Annotated in this window: 16 protein-coding genes; 8 read left to right on the top strand and 8 right to left on the bottom strand. The window is 62.5% G+C overall.

What is annotated here, in order from left to right:
* Positions 1-58: 58 nt before the first annotated feature.
* Complete coding sequence (locus BJ994_RS00705) at positions 59-214, top strand: hypothetical protein (RefSeq protein ID WP_167990389.1); 156 nt, start codon at positions 59-61, stop codon at positions 212-214.
* Between the two features lie 9 nt (positions 215-223).
* Positions 224-535, top strand: coding sequence for a hypothetical protein (locus tag BJ994_RS00710; protein WP_167990391.1), 312 nt, complete (start codon positions 224-226; stop codon positions 533-535).
* A 58-nt stretch (positions 536-593) separates the two neighbouring features.
* Here the strand turns inward: BJ994_RS00710 and BJ994_RS00715 are convergent, their stop codons facing one another.
* On the bottom strand, positions 594-1,214 hold the full coding sequence (locus BJ994_RS00715; RefSeq protein ID WP_167990393.1) for a class I SAM-dependent methyltransferase: 621 nt from the start codon (positions 1,212-1,214) through the stop codon (positions 594-596).
* A gap of 76 nt (positions 1,215-1,290) precedes the next feature.
* Between BJ994_RS00715 and BJ994_RS00720 the strand changes: the two genes are divergently transcribed.
* Positions 1,291-2,307 (top strand): CorA family divalent cation transporter, encoded by a 1,017-nt coding sequence (locus BJ994_RS00720; RefSeq protein WP_167990396.1) that lies wholly within the window; start codon positions 1,291-1,293, stop codon positions 2,305-2,307.
* Positions 2,308-2,331: 24 nt separating this feature from the next.
* On the opposite strand, the gene BJ994_RS00725 is transcribed toward BJ994_RS00720, so the two are convergent.
* The gene (locus BJ994_RS00725) at positions 2,332-3,417 is read right to left on the bottom strand and encodes a D-2-hydroxyacid dehydrogenase (RefSeq protein WP_167990398.1); all 1,086 of its coding nucleotides are present in this window, start codon (positions 3,415-3,417) and stop codon (positions 2,332-2,334) included.
* A complete protein-coding gene (locus BJ994_RS00730; RefSeq protein WP_167990401.1) occupies positions 3,414-4,844 on the bottom strand; it encodes an aminotransferase-like domain-containing protein in 1,431 nt (476 codons plus the stop codon). Before BJ994_RS00730 ends, BJ994_RS00725 begins: the two co-directional genes overlap by 4 nt.
* Here BJ994_RS00730 and BJ994_RS00735 point away from each other — a divergent pair.
* Positions 4,843-5,841: a DMT family transporter gene (locus BJ994_RS00735; protein ID WP_167990403.1), complete on the top strand. Its 999-nt coding sequence runs from the start codon at positions 4,843-4,845 to the stop codon at positions 5,839-5,841. The genes BJ994_RS00730 and BJ994_RS00735 overlap by 2 nt on opposite strands.
* On the opposite strand, the gene BJ994_RS00740 is transcribed toward BJ994_RS00735, so the two are convergent.
* On the bottom strand, positions 5,798-6,391 hold the full coding sequence (locus BJ994_RS00740) for a GNAT family N-acetyltransferase (protein ID WP_167990407.1): 594 nt from the start codon (positions 6,389-6,391) through the stop codon (positions 5,798-5,800). The two genes, BJ994_RS00735 and BJ994_RS00740, sit on opposite strands and share 44 nt — an antisense overlap.
* A 144-nt stretch (positions 6,392-6,535) precedes the next feature.
* Here BJ994_RS00740 and BJ994_RS00745 point away from each other — a divergent pair, with 144 nt between their 5' ends.
* Together BJ994_RS00745 and BJ994_RS00750 are read left to right on the top strand one after the other, a co-directional pair.
* Complete coding sequence (locus tag BJ994_RS00745; RefSeq protein ID WP_167990411.1) at positions 6,536-8,455, top strand: HNH endonuclease; 1,920 nt, start codon at positions 6,536-6,538, stop codon at positions 8,453-8,455.
* A 134-nt stretch (positions 8,456-8,589) separates the two neighbouring features.
* The gene (locus tag BJ994_RS00750) at positions 8,590-9,348 is read left to right on the top strand and encodes a class I SAM-dependent methyltransferase (RefSeq protein ID WP_167990414.1); all 759 of its coding nucleotides are present in this window, start codon (positions 8,590-8,592) and stop codon (positions 9,346-9,348) included.
* Between the two features lie 48 nt (positions 9,349-9,396).
* Here the strand turns inward: BJ994_RS00750 and BJ994_RS00755 are convergent, their stop codons facing one another.
* The 4 genes from BJ994_RS00755 to BJ994_RS00770 all read right to left on the bottom strand — a co-directional run bounded on the left by BJ994_RS00755 (position 9,397) and on the right by BJ994_RS00770 (position 12,956).
* Positions 9,397-10,008 carry a hypothetical protein gene (locus BJ994_RS00755; protein ID WP_167990417.1) on the bottom strand — a complete coding sequence of 204 codons (612 nt, stop codon included), beginning with the start codon at positions 10,006-10,008 and terminating at the stop codon, positions 9,397-9,399.
* A gap of 216 nt (positions 10,009-10,224) precedes the next feature.
* Positions 10,225-10,794 carry a GNAT family N-acetyltransferase gene (locus tag BJ994_RS00760; protein ID WP_167990419.1) on the bottom strand — a complete coding sequence of 190 codons (570 nt, stop codon included), beginning with the start codon at positions 10,792-10,794 and terminating at the stop codon, positions 10,225-10,227.
* A 31-nt stretch (positions 10,795-10,825) separates the two neighbouring features.
* Entirely contained in the window at positions 10,826-11,761 is a 936-nt protein-coding gene (locus tag BJ994_RS00765; RefSeq protein ID WP_167990421.1) for an NAD-dependent epimerase/dehydratase family protein, read from the bottom strand.
* A 13-nt stretch (positions 11,762-11,774) separates the two neighbouring features.
* Positions 11,775-12,956, bottom strand: coding sequence for an MFS transporter (locus BJ994_RS00770; RefSeq protein WP_167990424.1), 1,182 nt, complete (start codon positions 12,954-12,956; stop codon positions 11,775-11,777).
* 117 nt (positions 12,957-13,073) lie between these two features.
* Here BJ994_RS00770 and BJ994_RS00775 point away from each other — a divergent pair, with 117 nt between their 5' ends.
* Both BJ994_RS00775 and BJ994_RS00780 read left to right on the top strand, forming a co-directional pair.
* Positions 13,074-14,027, top strand: a complete 954-nt coding sequence (locus tag BJ994_RS00775; protein ID WP_167990426.1) for an aldo/keto reductase — start codon at positions 13,074-13,076, stop codon at positions 14,025-14,027.
* 51 nt (positions 14,028-14,078) lie between these two features.
* Positions 14,079-14,852: an alpha/beta fold hydrolase gene (locus BJ994_RS00780; protein WP_167990428.1), complete on the top strand. Its 774-nt coding sequence runs from the start codon at positions 14,079-14,081 to the stop codon at positions 14,850-14,852.
* Positions 14,853-14,872: the final 20 nt, after the last annotated feature.

The following is a 14,872-nucleotide window of genomic DNA, read 5'->3' on the forward strand; positions in this document are numbered from 1 at the left end:
TAATTCGCGGCGTGTCCCTGCCATCCCGGGAAACCGGTCAACACAGTACGGTTGAAGCATGGACGCCTCCGCATTGAACTCGATCGTCATGCTGGTCCTGATCGCCGCCGTGTTCTTTTACGTTCTACACGGCGTCATCCGCTCAGCGGTTCGCGATGGAATTAAGATGGCACGCGAGGAAGAGCAGCCCCAATCCGAGCGGGCTGAACTCTAGGACGATCGCATGGATATGGATATTGCTGGCCAGATCGCGGGTGTGCTCTCGCTGTTGTTCGCGGCGGCCCTCGCCGTTGCAGTAGTTATCCGAGTAATACGGGCCGTGCGCCAGCGGAAAGCGGGACGCCTGCGCGAGGAGCTTGGAGGGCCGCTAATGGGTGCGGTCGCTGTCGATTCCAGGGCTTCCGGATTTCACCCGAGCGCTCCTTCCGCAATTGAGCATCCGACACGTTCGGATAGCCAATCTGCGTACCCAACCGACGACGACGGCGCCTGGGACTGCCGACGCGGTTCGGGCGAGCGACACCGCAACGAGTAGGTCGCACGCCCGTAATGCGTCATGAAGCCCGTACTGCAGTGCGCATCGATTCGACGTCTCAGGTCAGGATGAAGATGCCGTCGGGCCCGGATGGCGGACTTCGTATGCCTGCCTTCGCGAAGACACTGACCGACCAGGGCGAGTCCGCGCGGTAGGTCGCGAGGTGCCAATCGCCGAAACGGTATAGAAGGCTGAGCTCGCTGCCTGCAGCGAGCGCGTCCTGATCGGCGGGCCCGCCCCGTGCTCCCGCCGTCGTACCTATCACGAAGGAACCACCAGGCTTCAACAACCCAGCAATAGCGGCGAAAGCGTCCAACAATCCTGCGGCGGTGATGAAAGCAGGCACGTTGCCAGCCATCAGCACGACGTCAAAGGAGCCGGGCTTGCCCAGATGGTCCGCGGAGAGGTCCTCCAATGAGATGCACCGAAACCAGGTCGAGTCATAAAGATCATTCGCTACGTCCAGGACGGCCGCGGTGGGATCAATTCCATACGCTTCATGCCCGCGATGACGCAGTGCGTTGACGGCGGAACCGACGCCGCAGCCTACATCGAGGATCCGAGCGTTTCGCGGGCTCAGCATGTCAATGAACCGTGCGTCGACGGAAAGATCCGTGCTGGCCTCGATCAGGCGGCGCATCTTTTTAGCGTAGGCATCGTAGTTTGGGCTCTGGCGCATGGGATAAGCCTAAGCATCAGCGCGTGTGAGAAACTCGCGTAGTCCCACAACCAGACGGAGAGGAAGGACGACGCCGGTGGCCATCGTGGATAACGGAGTGTACGTAGACGGCCATCGCACGGATAACCCGCAGAATCTTGATGAAACGTTCGAGGTGATGCGGGATCGCGGAGGCATGGCCTGGATCGGCCTGTACCGCCCGGACCTTCCCGAAGTCCAGACCGTCGCCAACGAGTTCGCACTCCATGAACTCGCCGTCGAAGACGCCCTGCACGGACACCAGCGTTCCAAGCTCGAGCGTTACGGTGAGACGCTCTTCGCAGTCCTCCGCCCAGCCCGTTACCTCGACCGTGAGGAGAAGGTTGAGTTCGGCGAGCTGCACGTCTTCATCGGTGAGGACTTTGTGGTCACCATTAGGCAGGCGGAAGCTCCGAATCTTGCAAACGTCCGCCGTCGTCTCGAAGAGAAGCCACAGCTGCTCGCGCTTGGCCCGCAGGCAGTGCTGTACGCGATCCTCGATGAGGTGGTCGACCAGTATGCTCCCGTTGTCGCCGGCCTGGAAAACGACATCGATGAGATCGAAGACGAACTTTTCAGCTCTGCGCCCGATGTTGCCCGCCGCATCTACGAACTTTCCCGGGAGGTCATCGGCTTCCAACGCGCCACACACCCGCTGCGTCCCATGCTCGAAGCACTTTTGCGCGGCTCCGACAAGTACGAGATGGACCTCGAACTACAGCGACGGCTCCGCGACGTCCTTGACCATGTGATTCGCGTAATTGAGCGCGTGGACTCGTTCCGCATCCTGCTGCAGAATGCGCTCTCCGTCCACGCAACACTGGTCACGCAGCGACAGAACGAGGAGATGCGCCACCTCTCCGAAGCGAGCCTCGCCCAGAGCGAGGAGGTTAAGAAGATCTCCTCCTGGGCGGCAATCCTCTTTGCGCCCACGCTGGTCGGAACGGTTTACGGGATGAACTTCGACAACATGCCGGAACTCTCATGGGCACTCGGTTACCCCTTCGCACTCGCGCTCATGCTCCTCATGGGCGTGGGTCTCTACCTGACGTTCAAGCACCGGAAGTGGCTGTAACGGCTGCTCTATCGGCTTGCGCGCTCAGTAGAACTCGACCGTGTTCACTATGTTCAGCAGCGGCTTCCCGTCCAGAAGGCGGCCAGCGTTCTCCGCGAACAGTTCCGCGATCTGGCGCTCCTCCTCAAGGTAGGTTCCGGCGTTGTGGGGGCTGACGACCACATTCGGCAGATCCCACAGCGGGCTGTCGGCTGGAAGCGGCTCGTTTTCGAACACGTCAAGCGCCGCGAAGCCCACCCTCCCGTTCGTGAGGGCCTCGATCAATGCCTCCTCATCAATGGTGGAACCGCGGCCCACATTCACCACAGTGATCCCCGGTTTCACGTGTCGGAGAACATTGCGGCTGAGCATATGTAGGGTCTGTTCGGTCGCGGGTAGACAGAGCACGACGGCATCCGCCTCCGACAGGACCTCCGCCAGCCGCTCTGGCGGTTCGACTGCGGCGACTCCGGGCGCCTGAACATTGTGCCGGTGCACCCCAACGACGTTGGCGCCCAGCGCGCCGAGCTTTTGCGCCACCACGCGACCTATCCCACCGAGTCCGACGACGGCGACACGCTGTGCCGAGACTAACGGCACCGCACGCCGTGCTCCCCAGATGCGCGTGCGCTGATCTGCCATAAGACGTGGCAGTTCCTTTGCACCGGCAAAAACGCCAAACACCGCAAACTCTGCCAGGGGCTCACCGTGAACGCCGCCGGAGGTGGTGAATACGATGCGCGACAGTTCGTCTTCTGTTAGTTGGGCAGCTTCGACCTGCCTTCCTCCGCCGGCGGGCGTGGTGTGTACCCAACGAAGTCTCGGGTTCGCCCGCACTGTTCTTCTCAGCTGTCGTCCGGACTGTCCGGGCACGCCGTACAGTGCGTCTGCACTGTCGATAAGCCGCTCGTACTCCGCCTGTTGTGCGGCCGTGCGCTGAAAATCAGGATCTCCCTGATGGTCACCGGGGTAGAGCTGCGGAGGCAACAGCGTCTGATCCCGGATCATGGTGACACGCGGTTCAAGTTTCTCGACCAGCTTGCACAGCGACTCGCGTAGGGGAGTAGGCACAAAGACGCGCAGTTCGCTCACTTGCCTCCCGCCGTCGTCGTAATCTTGTTTATCTGTCATCGGGTGGCGCTCCTTTCCTGTGCTGCTCGATCTAGCGACTGGCCGAGGATCCGGGCGCCGTCGGGAAATGCCCCGGGATTCGCCCCGGAGTAGTTGAGCCGGATGAACGGCCCGGTGGGCTCGGCGGGGAACCATTCATTGCCCGGGGCGACAACGGCTCCGCCCAGCTCACAATCGCGGATAAATCGTTCCAGATCGGTGCCGTCAGGCAACTGCGCCCAGAGGTTCAGGCCACCTTTTGGGACGAGCGGCACATGGATTTGTGGGGCATGTTGCACGAGGCTGGTGAGCAATAGGTCGCGGCGCGATCGAAGTTGTTGAGGCAAACTGCGAAGGTGGGTTTGCCAGGCGGGTTGGGTGAGGATGTCAAGTGCAGCGGCCTGCAAAATCCCGCTGACATACATCGATTCGCTTGCCCGGTCCGCCAGAATGCGTTCGCGTGCGGGCCCCCTGGCGATCACCGCGGCAACCCGGATCGAAGGAGAGACGCTTTTGGTCAGCGAACGAAGGTAGATCACGTGGCCGGAATCGTCCCTGGCCGCGACGGGCACGGCCGTAGTCTCAATTCCGAAGTCATGCGCCCAGTCATCCTCGATAAGGAACGCAGCGTTCTCCCGCACGATGTTGAGGACCTCCTGCGTGCGCGCGGGCGTCCATTGGGCACCGGTTGGATTGGCGAAGTTTGGTTGTGCATAGAACAACCGTGCCCCGGTTTCCTTGAATGCCCGACCAAGCTCTTCCGGATCCGGCCCATCAGGTCCGCTCGGTACCGGAACGACTTCGACGCCGGTGTGGAGCGCGGCAAGGATGGCTCCCCAGTAGGTGGGCGATTCCATGAGAATCGGTTGACCGCTGCCGACCAGCGAACGGAAGATTGAGCTCAATCCGCTTTGGCTGCCTGGCACAATTACGACGTCGTTTGGTGTGGGTGGAGCGATTCCGGAAAGGGTTGCGATTCGTAACTCCTGAGCAAACCAGGATTGAAGTTCCGGTAGCCCCGCGGCAGGAGGTCTGGAGAGGGCTGCAGCGCCTCTGGTTGCGCGGGTGAGTGCTGAGCGGATCAACCTTTCCGGCAATAGTTCCCGGTCCGGGTATCCGGAATGGAAGGCGACGACGTCATCTGCTGCACTCCGCATGGCGCTGGGCAGTGGGCGGGACGGAAATCGTGGGGACCGCAGCGCTGCGGTTTGCCAGCCGTAGTCGGATGGCCGGGACTGGCTGGTAGCGCGGACGAAAGTTCCGGCGCCTGGTCGACTTTCGATGAGTCCATCAGCGGCAAGGATTCGCAGGGCCTTCTGGACGGTGACGGGGCTGGCGCTGTAATCGGCTACCAGCGTCCGGGTTGAGGGTAGCCGGGCTCCTGGTGGGGCGCTTGCCATCCAATCTCTGAGCTGCAGCACAATTCGGCTACTGCTATCGTTGTTCATGAGAAACAACAGTAGCGCTACTCAGAATTTAGAGCAACCGCTATCATGGAATCCCTTATCAGGAATCGGCTGGGGGCTCATCGGGGTTGCTGCGTTCTCTTTTACCGTGCCCTTCACCCGGGTGGCAGTCGAAGGTATGTCCGCCTTGTTCGTCGGCTCCGGACGGGCTGTCGTCGCGGCCGTTCTCGCCACCGTCGTTCTGTGCATTTCCAGGCAGACGCTCCCGCGAGGTGCGCAGTGGAAGCGACTTGCCGTCGTCGCCGGCGGTATTGTTGTTGGCTTTCCGCTATTGACGTCATTCGCCCTGACTACGGTGGACGCGAGCCACAGTGCGGTGGTCATCGCGTTGCTTCCGGCAGCCACGGCTATGGTGGCGGTCCTCCGCATGCGGGAGCGTCCCGGGGCTGCGTTCTGGGTCGCAACCTGTGTGGGGGTAATCGCCGCGCTGGGCTTTGCGCTTGCCCAGTCCGGTGGCTTCGGCGAGCTTGCCTGGGCGGATCTGCTCCTCATAGGTGCGGTGATGGCCGCTGCAGTGGGTTACGCCGAGGGTGGTCTGTTGGCGCGTGAACTTGGGGCGTGGCAAACAGTCTCATGGGCATTGGTGCTGGCTTCACCGGTCATGTTGTTCCTGACTGTATTCGCGCTGGTTCAGGATCCGGTGTCGGCAACTCCGGTGCAGTGGGCGGCATTTTCCTATCTGGGAGTGGTGAGCATGTTCCTCGGATTCTTCGCGTGGTATCGCGGTCTTGCGATCGGACCGATGACGCGGGTCAGCCAGATTCAGCTCGTGCAGCCTGTGCTGACCATCGGTTGGGCGGCCCTCTTGCTGGGCGAGGACCTTACTTTAGCGACCGTGATTGGGGGAGTGGCGGTAGTACTTTGTGCCGGGTCCGCTGTTCGGACGCGGGTGAAGGGACGGAGTGGAGCGGGCCTCTGGCGGTGCTCGCGGATGATTAGCCGCAGTCGGCGGGGGAGTTTCGCCATTCGGCCGAGGTGATAGCGAACTGGCGGTGGAAGGTCTTTCTTCCGAGGTAGGTTTCATCTGTACCTCGCCCTGTTTCGCGCATGCCGAGGCGTTGGAGAATGCGGACGGACGGTTCGTTGGCTGCGAGTGCTTCTGCCCAGACTTCGTGGAGCTGCAGCTCGTCGAAGGCGTAGTGAAGGCCGGCAAGTGCAGCACTTATTCCTAGGCCTCGACCCCATAATGAGCGCTGGCCGATTAGGTAGCCGAGTTCACGCCGCCCAGATTCGGTCCCGTGCAGATCCACGTAGCCGAGCAGGACGTCCTTGTCTGTGCTCACGTCATCCTGTTCGTGGTTCGCTACGTTGCGGCCACTCGTGCCGTCGTCGCCGACCGCCCCCAGTCGGATCAGATCGGCGGGCGGGTTCTCTATGAGGTTCCGCCAGAACGCGTATCGCTCCGGCGCCGCAACATCAGTGGCCCAGTCCGCTTCTACGCAGAATTGTGAGTCATCGCCCCAATGAGCAATCACGGCCGCGTCCGCGAGGTGCAATGGCCGGAGTCGAATTCTCGGTAGGTCGCCCACACGAGCATCATAGGTGTCGTTGATCCGTTCGGTTCACCCGCGCAGTCCTTCTCGATCACTGTGCCTCCTGCTTCGTCTAGCGGAAAATCGGGGTTCGCAGGCCGCTCCTCCGGTTTTGTCAGTGGTGCGTGATGGACTGTTTGCATGACGTTGGAAGTGTCTTTCGAGGGCTCGCTGGGTATACCTGGCGGGTACCTTTGGGATGACTTCCTGACGGAACATGACTTCCGGGTGGAGGACCTTGAGGAATACCACCTCGGGGCGGAACTTCAGGATGATCCGGCGCCCGAATTGTTGGATTTGGTCTACCCAGCGTTCTTCGAAGAACGCCCGGACGGTGCAGGCGGGAGAGCTGCCTCGGATGCATCGTCCAGCCGTGAGCCGTCTGTGAGCCAGCTCGTTTGGGAGCTCAGTGGTCCTCCATCCACGGTTGCTGGCCCCGTTTCCGAGCACGACGCCGAGCGTCAGTCAGCTACGAATATGGAGCCTGGTACAGAACCGACGGCTAACGACGACGCCGGGGACGCGGCATCCGTCGGGCCGTCCGGCTGTGTCGCAGATCCAGCTTCACGAGGAGACCTATCCGGGCGGGTGGCGCTCCAGGGATTGGATGAGCTCGATCTTGGCGCACTTGCGGGGGTGTTGACTGACCTTGCAGGGTTACGGTCCTGGGTGGATGCTGTTGAAGCGCGGGTGGTGTCCCGGATCGCTGATCGCACCCGTGAGTGGGTGGAACCGAGGCAAAACCCTGGGAGCCGCCGATCTGACATGGTCAGGTCGGCCACTGCCTCAGAGATCGCGCTGGCCCATAACGTCCCGGAACGTTCCGCGTATGGCCTGGTCGAAGAATCAATCCAGCTTACTGAACGCCACCCAGCCACCCTGGACGCGCTCACCGAGGGACGGATTTCGCGGAGGCATGCGGTGTTGATCGCCCAGCAATCCCTCGGCGTCCCGGACGAAGCGGTCCGTGGCTTCGAGGAGGAACTTCTCGCGCTGGCGGAGAGCCTTACAGTCGCGAAGTTGGCTCGGCGGGCCCGCCGGTTGCGCGAGGAGCACCACCCCGAAACCCTGCCGGTGCGTAAGGCCCGAGCCGTCACCGAGCGCCATATTGAGTACAGGCCCGACGACGACGGCATGGCCTGGTTCCACGCCTACCTCCCCGCCGAGCAGGCATGCGGGATTTACAACAGACTCACCGCCGCCGCCTGCCGACTGAACACTCCAGATGAATCCCGCACACTGACCCAGCTCCGGGCCGACGTGTTCGCCGATCTCCTCACCCACATGTGCCCTCCCGAGAACGAGGGCAGCGAATCGAATGCTTCTGGAAGCGAGCCCGCTGGTCGAGGCGAGGGCCGGAGGCACAGTAGACAGGAAGCGCGGGGCGATCGTGCGGGGTGGATGGGTATAGCGGCGTCAGTGAACATCACCGTACCCGTACTCGCCCTCCTGGACGTCCTGAACGCGAACACAGCCGGACAGAATTCCGACGCCAAGACGGATGCCAGGACCGGCGCCGGCACAAACACCACGACGAACTACGCGGCAAACGCCGATACCGACGCGCAAACCGGCGCCGATACCCACGCGCGAACCGAGGATCCTGCGAATGCTGGCGCAGGTTCATGCGGTCCGGGAATGCACCAGTTCGCCGAACTCGAAGGATACGGGCCGATTGATATGGAAACGGCAGCCAGGCTCGCCGGGCACGCGACGTCGTTCACCCGGATCCTTACCCACCCGGTCAGCGGATCCGTGCTCGATGTCGGCAGGGAAACCTACCGGCCGCCCAAACACCTCCAGGACTGGATCCGGGCGCGGGACCGAACCTGCCGACATCCCGGCTGTAGCCGTGCGGCAATGACTTGCGAAATCGACCACACCGTTCCCTGGTCCCACGGTGGCACCACCTGCCACTGCAATCTGGCCTGCCTGTGTAAAAAGCACCACATGTACAAGAGCGAAGGGATCTGCCAATACGCCCAATCAACGCCCGGCGTCATCACAGTCCGAACCAAGGCAGGCACCACCCGCACCACCAGCCCCGACCCGCCCTTCTGACCTGGACATGCAGCTCGATACGCGCCAGACCATCGACAGCCCGCGATACCTCACGCCCCGAGCCAGAACGCCCACCCGAACGAGCCACGCCCAAACCAGCCACCGCCCAACAACCACCGTGGGAAGATCGTGCAATGACGGCATCGTTCGAACAACTCCTCGCGGAAGGTGAAAGTGCCGACGTCGAAGGCTGGGACTTCTCCTGGCTGGACGGCAGAGCAACCGAAGAGCGTCCGCCATGGGGCTACGCTCGCCTGATGGGTGAGCGGATGGCGCAGGTGCAGTCGTCGCTCGATATCCAGACCGGCGGCGGGGAGGTGCTCGCGATGGCACCACAGGTACCGAAGCTCGCCGTCGCAACCGAGTCCTACCCGCCGAACGTCGCGAAAGCCACCGAACTTCTGCACCCGCGTGGGATCGCAGTCGTCGCCGACCTCGACGAACCGCCACTGCCCTTCGCCAACGCAGCATTCGACCTCGTCACCAGCCGCCACCCCGCGACTATCTGGTGGGATGAGATTGCCCGCGTGCTGAAGCCCGGCGGAAGCTACCTCGCCCAGCACGTTGGACCGGCCAGTGTTTTCGAACTCATCGAATTTTTCATGGGCCCTCAGCCGCAGGCGCGCCGCGGACGGCACCCTGATGATGAGGCAGAAGCCGCTCGTGCGGCGGGACTCGATGTCGTCGATCTGCGTCAGACCCGCTTATGCATCGAGATTTTCGATGTAGCGGCCGTGATCTACCTTCTTCGCAAGGTCATTTGGTGGGTTCCAGGCTTCACCGTCGAGAAATACCAGCAGCAGCTACGCATGCTCCACGACCGCATCCAGAGGGAAGGACCATTCATTGCGCATTCCACCCGTCACCTGATCGATGCCCGACGGCCCGAGTAGGAGCATCATGAACAACCGCCTCGGCGCGAATGTGCTCTGATGCACGCTTTATTTGAGAGTCCTCACATCACTCGATTCAATTTCGCCCATCGCTGAAGAGAAAGTGCCCTCCGCGACCTCCTCGAACAGCCCGGCATCTCCACCGACAATCCCGGCGGGATGGCCGTCGACCTGATCGAGATACAACAGATACGACTTACCCAACTCCACATCGGCGGCGCCAAGCTCCACGTACTGCTCGCCGCTCATTTCCCCGCCCGTCCGGTGTATCTCAACCATCCCGCCCGGCGTCGCGGAGCCCTCATGAACCTTGGTTACCAACACGGAGTACACCGTGACGGGCACTCTCATATCGGCGATCTCTCGGTCGCTCGGCTCGTTCCCGGTCCCGGCGTATGGGTTCAGTTCCGGGTCGTCGCCGCTGAAAGGCATGGGATACATCACGTCATACCTGGAGTTCTGCACCTCACCTTCGATGATGAGATTCGAGGCGTCGACCAACTTCTCTGCGGTCTTGTAGACGGGGTAATCAGCAGCTATTTCATTCACGCCGCCAGCGATCTCACCGCCGGTTCCCCTTGCCGTTCCGCAGCCCGCAACCAGCAGCACGACCGACAAAAGGCCCACACCGACGACAGGGGTCCTGCTATTGACACTCATTGTCGGCTCCGTCCGTCATCGCGGGATGCGCCAGAAAAGCAGGCACGCGTGAACGCAATCTAATGGGTTTCCATGCCGGGTACATCGGACAAACAGAAAGTGCTCCCGAATCTTGATCTCCAGCCAACGGACGGGAAAAACAAAGTACGACGACGCCGACCCACCGTCGTCGTCGTCGTACCTCACCTCTCGCAACTGTCGAGTGGAGTACGCCGTTCAGGTGGGCGGCCGATTACGCTCGCGGATCACCGAGTAGAGGAGCATGTCGCGGCGCTGACCGGCAATCTCCTGATGGCTTCGCAGGAGACCCTCGCGCTCGTAGCCCGCACGCTCCGCCGTCCTGATCGAAGCGGCGTTCCAGGGCTCGATGAAGAGCTCAATCCTGTGAAGATGCGTGATGGTCCATCCGAATGTTGTCAGGGCTCGAAGGCCATCGGACGCCACACCTCGTCCGCGGGATGACGGAGCAACCGCATAGCCAGCTTGAGCGCGGCCACTCGGAAGCTCCCGAATGGTGAGTCCGATGAAGCCAAGGCATGCACCGGTGGTCCTGTTGGCCATCGCGAAGGAAAATGCTGTCCGGTCGGTATACCGCTGCTCCTGGCGTTCGAGCCATGCTTGCGCCTGAGCCCTCGTAGCCCGGGCCGGAAGAGTACCGATATGCGGAACGTAAGCGTCTTGGGAGAGATCGATGACTGCCGTCACATCCTCAGGGATGAACCGCCGAAGGAACACCTCGCCGAAGGACGGATCCTTGGCCGGCCACGGGGGGACAAGATCGCTCATGCTGGAAGTCTGTCACCCACTGCCGCGCCCCTCACCCACGAACCTGAGATGCCACCCAGTCGACTTCCTCCGCCAACAGGTTCAGCGCCGCACCCACCGGCTTATACCCGAGTCGATGTGACGCGCGTGTGTCCAGCACGATCGGATGTTTCTGCAGCCAGGGATGCAGCCCGCGGTCCGGGACAGCATCATCAAGAAGCTCCAGCGTTCCCGTCCAGCCCAACCTAGATCCGATCGCGCGGAGAATTTGCTCGGCACCCGGACTGTCAGGGTCGGCACTGTTCAGGATCCGCGCACCCGGCTTCAGCGCGACCGTTGAGATAAGCGCTGCTGTGTTGCCCGCAGCGGTCAGATGGTCGATCGAAGTTCCATGAGCCAACTCGATACGCTCTGTTCCCGCCATCATCGCCTCCACGAACATACGCGTCCGTGGATTCCGCGCCCAACGACCATGAACCTTGGACGGGCGGATCACTGTGACTTGAAGGCCACTGTCCAAAGCCACCCGCTCAGCCGCAACCTTCGACGGTGCGTAGCCCTCCCGGCTGAACGGATTGACGTCGTCGTTCGCTGGTGCCAGCGTCGGCGCATCCTCGGCAATCGGTACCTCGAAGTGCGGCGGCTCGTCACTGTTGACGTGCCGGCCAAGTCCGTCCACATACACAGCACGGCTGGAGACCAACACCGGGCTGGACACCGACGCCATCAGGGGAAGCACCGCTCGGACGTCCGAAGCCCGATACGCCAGCAAGTCGACCAACAGGTCCGCGCCATCGCCCAGCACGCGGCCGACCGACGCAACATCGGCACGCTCGACCGAGTGGAACTGTACGCCCAACGCTGTCAGTTCTGCGGGCATCAACGAAGAATCGCGCCCCGTAACGTCCACCGCCCAACCAGCTTTGGCCAGCGCCATAGCCGTTGCTCCACCGATTGCTCCGGTTCCACCAAGTACTACTGCACGCACGTCTAATCTCCCTTCAACCAGCCTCGCGCCGGATAGTTACAGCAAGCGGAATGGTCAGAAGGCCAGCAACGACCCCTACAGCGACGAACGTTCCCTGTAACCCGATCGCCGAAGCAACCACACCGCCCAACAGCGCACCCACCGGCCGCCCACCTCGAGTGATGGTCCGGTACACCGCCGTGACACGACCGAGCAGCTCCCGCGGAACCGTCGATTGCCGCAACGTTACTGTCAGCACGTTCCACGTGACCCCCGAAAAACCGCCAATGAACAGGGCCACACCAACGAGGTAGACGTTGGCAGTGATCCCGGGGGCCACGAACCAGACCGCCCACCCGAGAAGGGAAAGAACCAGCAACGTCCGCATGCTGATCCTCTTCCGCAACCATCCGGTCACCAGGGAACCGGTAACGCTGCCGGCCGCAAGCACAGCGAGGAAGACACCATAGGCGGCCGGTTCCAGCCCGAGCATTCCGGGATCGACGACGGCGAGAACAAAGATCGCAGTCCAGGCGTACCAACAAACTGTCGCAGCTCCACCGATCAGCGCGAGCCAGAGCAACGACCGGTCCCGCACCAGATACCGGAAACCTTCCCTGATCTGCGGAAGGAACCGGGGCCGGGCCGCAGGAACTGTTGGCGCCGTCGTCGTAATGGAAAGCAGGATGAATACCCCGGCGAGGTAGCCGACAGCAGACGCACTGACCGCCCACACCGCCGAAAGTCCAACGAGCAACCCGCCCACAGCCGGCCCGATGAATCCACCCATGCTTGTGGTGACACCGAACAGGTGACCGTTCTTGCGGGGAAGGTCTTCCTTGTCGACGTATCGGGGAACCACCACCTGCGCGCAGATCTCGTACAGGGTTTCAGCGCTTCCAAGGACAAACGCACCGACATAGAGCAGCGGCAATCCGGCGTCACCCATCAGAACCGCGCCCACCAGCAGTCCAATCCCCGCAAAACGTGTCAGGTTGATGATGCGCATCATCGTCACGGGGTCGAAGCGGTCCACCAGCGGCCCGAACGGGATGCTCACAATCAGCCACGGAATCGAAAAGAATAGTGTGGTCGCCGCGACGGCAGCGGGATCCAGCGTGACAGTCGCCGCCAGGAGCGGCAGCACTGCCCTCAGCATGCCGTCGCTCAGCCCCACAGCACCTGCCGCAGCAATGATGCGGTTGATGTGATTCACCGTCGTCCCCCAAACGGTCCGTTGACCTCGAATATCGACCCTACCCGTAGAGCCGGCCGGTAAAGTGTGCGCAAAGCGCACCCCGGACACAGGGACGCCGTCGGAATGGAGCCACACATGACTGAACAGGTCAGCACGCCAGTCGATCCCCAACAGTTGGGAACAACCGGGCTTACTGCCAGCCCGATCACGCTCGGCACCACCTCTCTCGGTGCGGGCACCAAACCGGACGACGACGGCGAGGCCACCGCCGTCGGGCTAGCCACCGCCATGCTGCACGGCCCTTACGCCCTGATCGACACCTCCAACAACTATGCAAAGGGCAGGAGCGAAGCGGTTCTCGGGCTCGCTCTCCGCGGGAACGGCGCAGCGCCGGGCCGGTCAGTGGTCACCAAGGTGGACCAGGATCCGGAAACCGGCGTATTCGATCGCGACCGGGTGCGCCGTTCCTTCGAGGAGAGCTGCGAACGGCTCGGTGTAGAGCGGATTCCACTGCTGCACCTGCACGATCCCTACTCGGTCACCTTCGACGAAGCTGCCGCACCCGGTGGAGCTATCGAAGGCATGCTCGAATTGAAGGACCAAGGCCTCGTGGACGCCATCGGTATTGCCGCCGGCACGGTCAGCCTCATGCGGCGCTACGTCGGCACCGGCGCGTTCGACGTGCTCCTCACCCACAACCGCTTTACGCTCGTCGACCGCAGCGCGCTTCCGCTGATCGAAGACGCCGTGGAACGCGGGATGGGGGTCTTCAACGCCGCGCCGTTCGGCGGCGGGCTGCTCGCCCGCGGGTCGGCCAGCGGTGCAACCTATGCCTACGCGGACAGCCCGCCCGAGCTCCTGGACTGGGTCGCCCGTGTTGAGAAGCTCTGCACCGAACACGGCATCAACCTCCCGACGGCGGCACTGCACTTCTCGCTTAAGTCACCACTAATTGACTCAACAGTGGTTGGAATCTCCTCCACCGGGCGCATAGCCGAACTGGAACGCATTCGCACAACTGAAGTGCCGCCGTCGTTCTGGGACGGACTCGACAACCTCGGCACACCGCCCTCCACCATTTCCGACTGACAACGGTGATTCTAGACAGCGGTGCTTCTAACCCTTCCGTAGACTGATGCGGTGGAGTTTGCCGTAGCTGGGGATGGTGCGCGTCTGGCGTGGAAAGCCGAAGGCGCCGGCCACCCGCTGCTGCTTATTTCCGGCCAGGCTACGGATCTGGACGGTTGGGACCCTGTGGTGCCGAAACTGGCAGCGAATTTCCGCATCATCCGCTTCGACCATCGTGGAACCGGAGGCAGCGAGGAAGGCTCCGCCGAAGGCTATAGCACCCGCGGGTTCGCGAAGGATGCGCTGGCGGTGCTGGATGCCGCCGGCGTCGAAAAGGCCCATGTGTACGGACACTCCATGGGCGGGCGAGTGGCCCAGTGGCTCGCCATCGACGCACCGGACCGCGTGGGAGTGCTCATCCTCGCCGCAACGTCCCCGGGAGGCGCCATGGGCAGCGAGCGGGACAGTGATGCTACCCGCGCGCTGACCAGCGGCGATCCGGATCAGCTCGAACCGTTGTTCTTCGCCCCGGACTGGGCGGCTCGACATCCGGACGCCGTGAAGACCTTCTTCATCTCGCGTGCCTCGAAAAGCGCCAAAGTGCGCCACTTTCGTGCGAGTAAGGAGCACGACGCGCGGGACTCGCTTTCCGCCGTGCGCGCACCGACACTCATCCTCCACGGCACCGACGACGTGCTGACGCCGCTGGAAAATGCGCTTGTCCTCCACGAACTCATCACGGGCTCCACTCTGGTGAAGATCCCGCGGGGAAAGCACGGTTTCCACCTCGATCACCCTGAGACAGTCGTCTGGATCAGGGACTTCATTCGGAGGAAGAAAAGATAGTCGTGGCGGGATCTTACTGT

The sequence above is a fragment of the Arthrobacter pigmenti genome, from assembly GCF_011927905.1.
Taxonomy (GTDB): domain Bacteria; phylum Actinomycetota; class Actinomycetes; order Actinomycetales; family Micrococcaceae; genus Arthrobacter_D; species Arthrobacter_D pigmenti.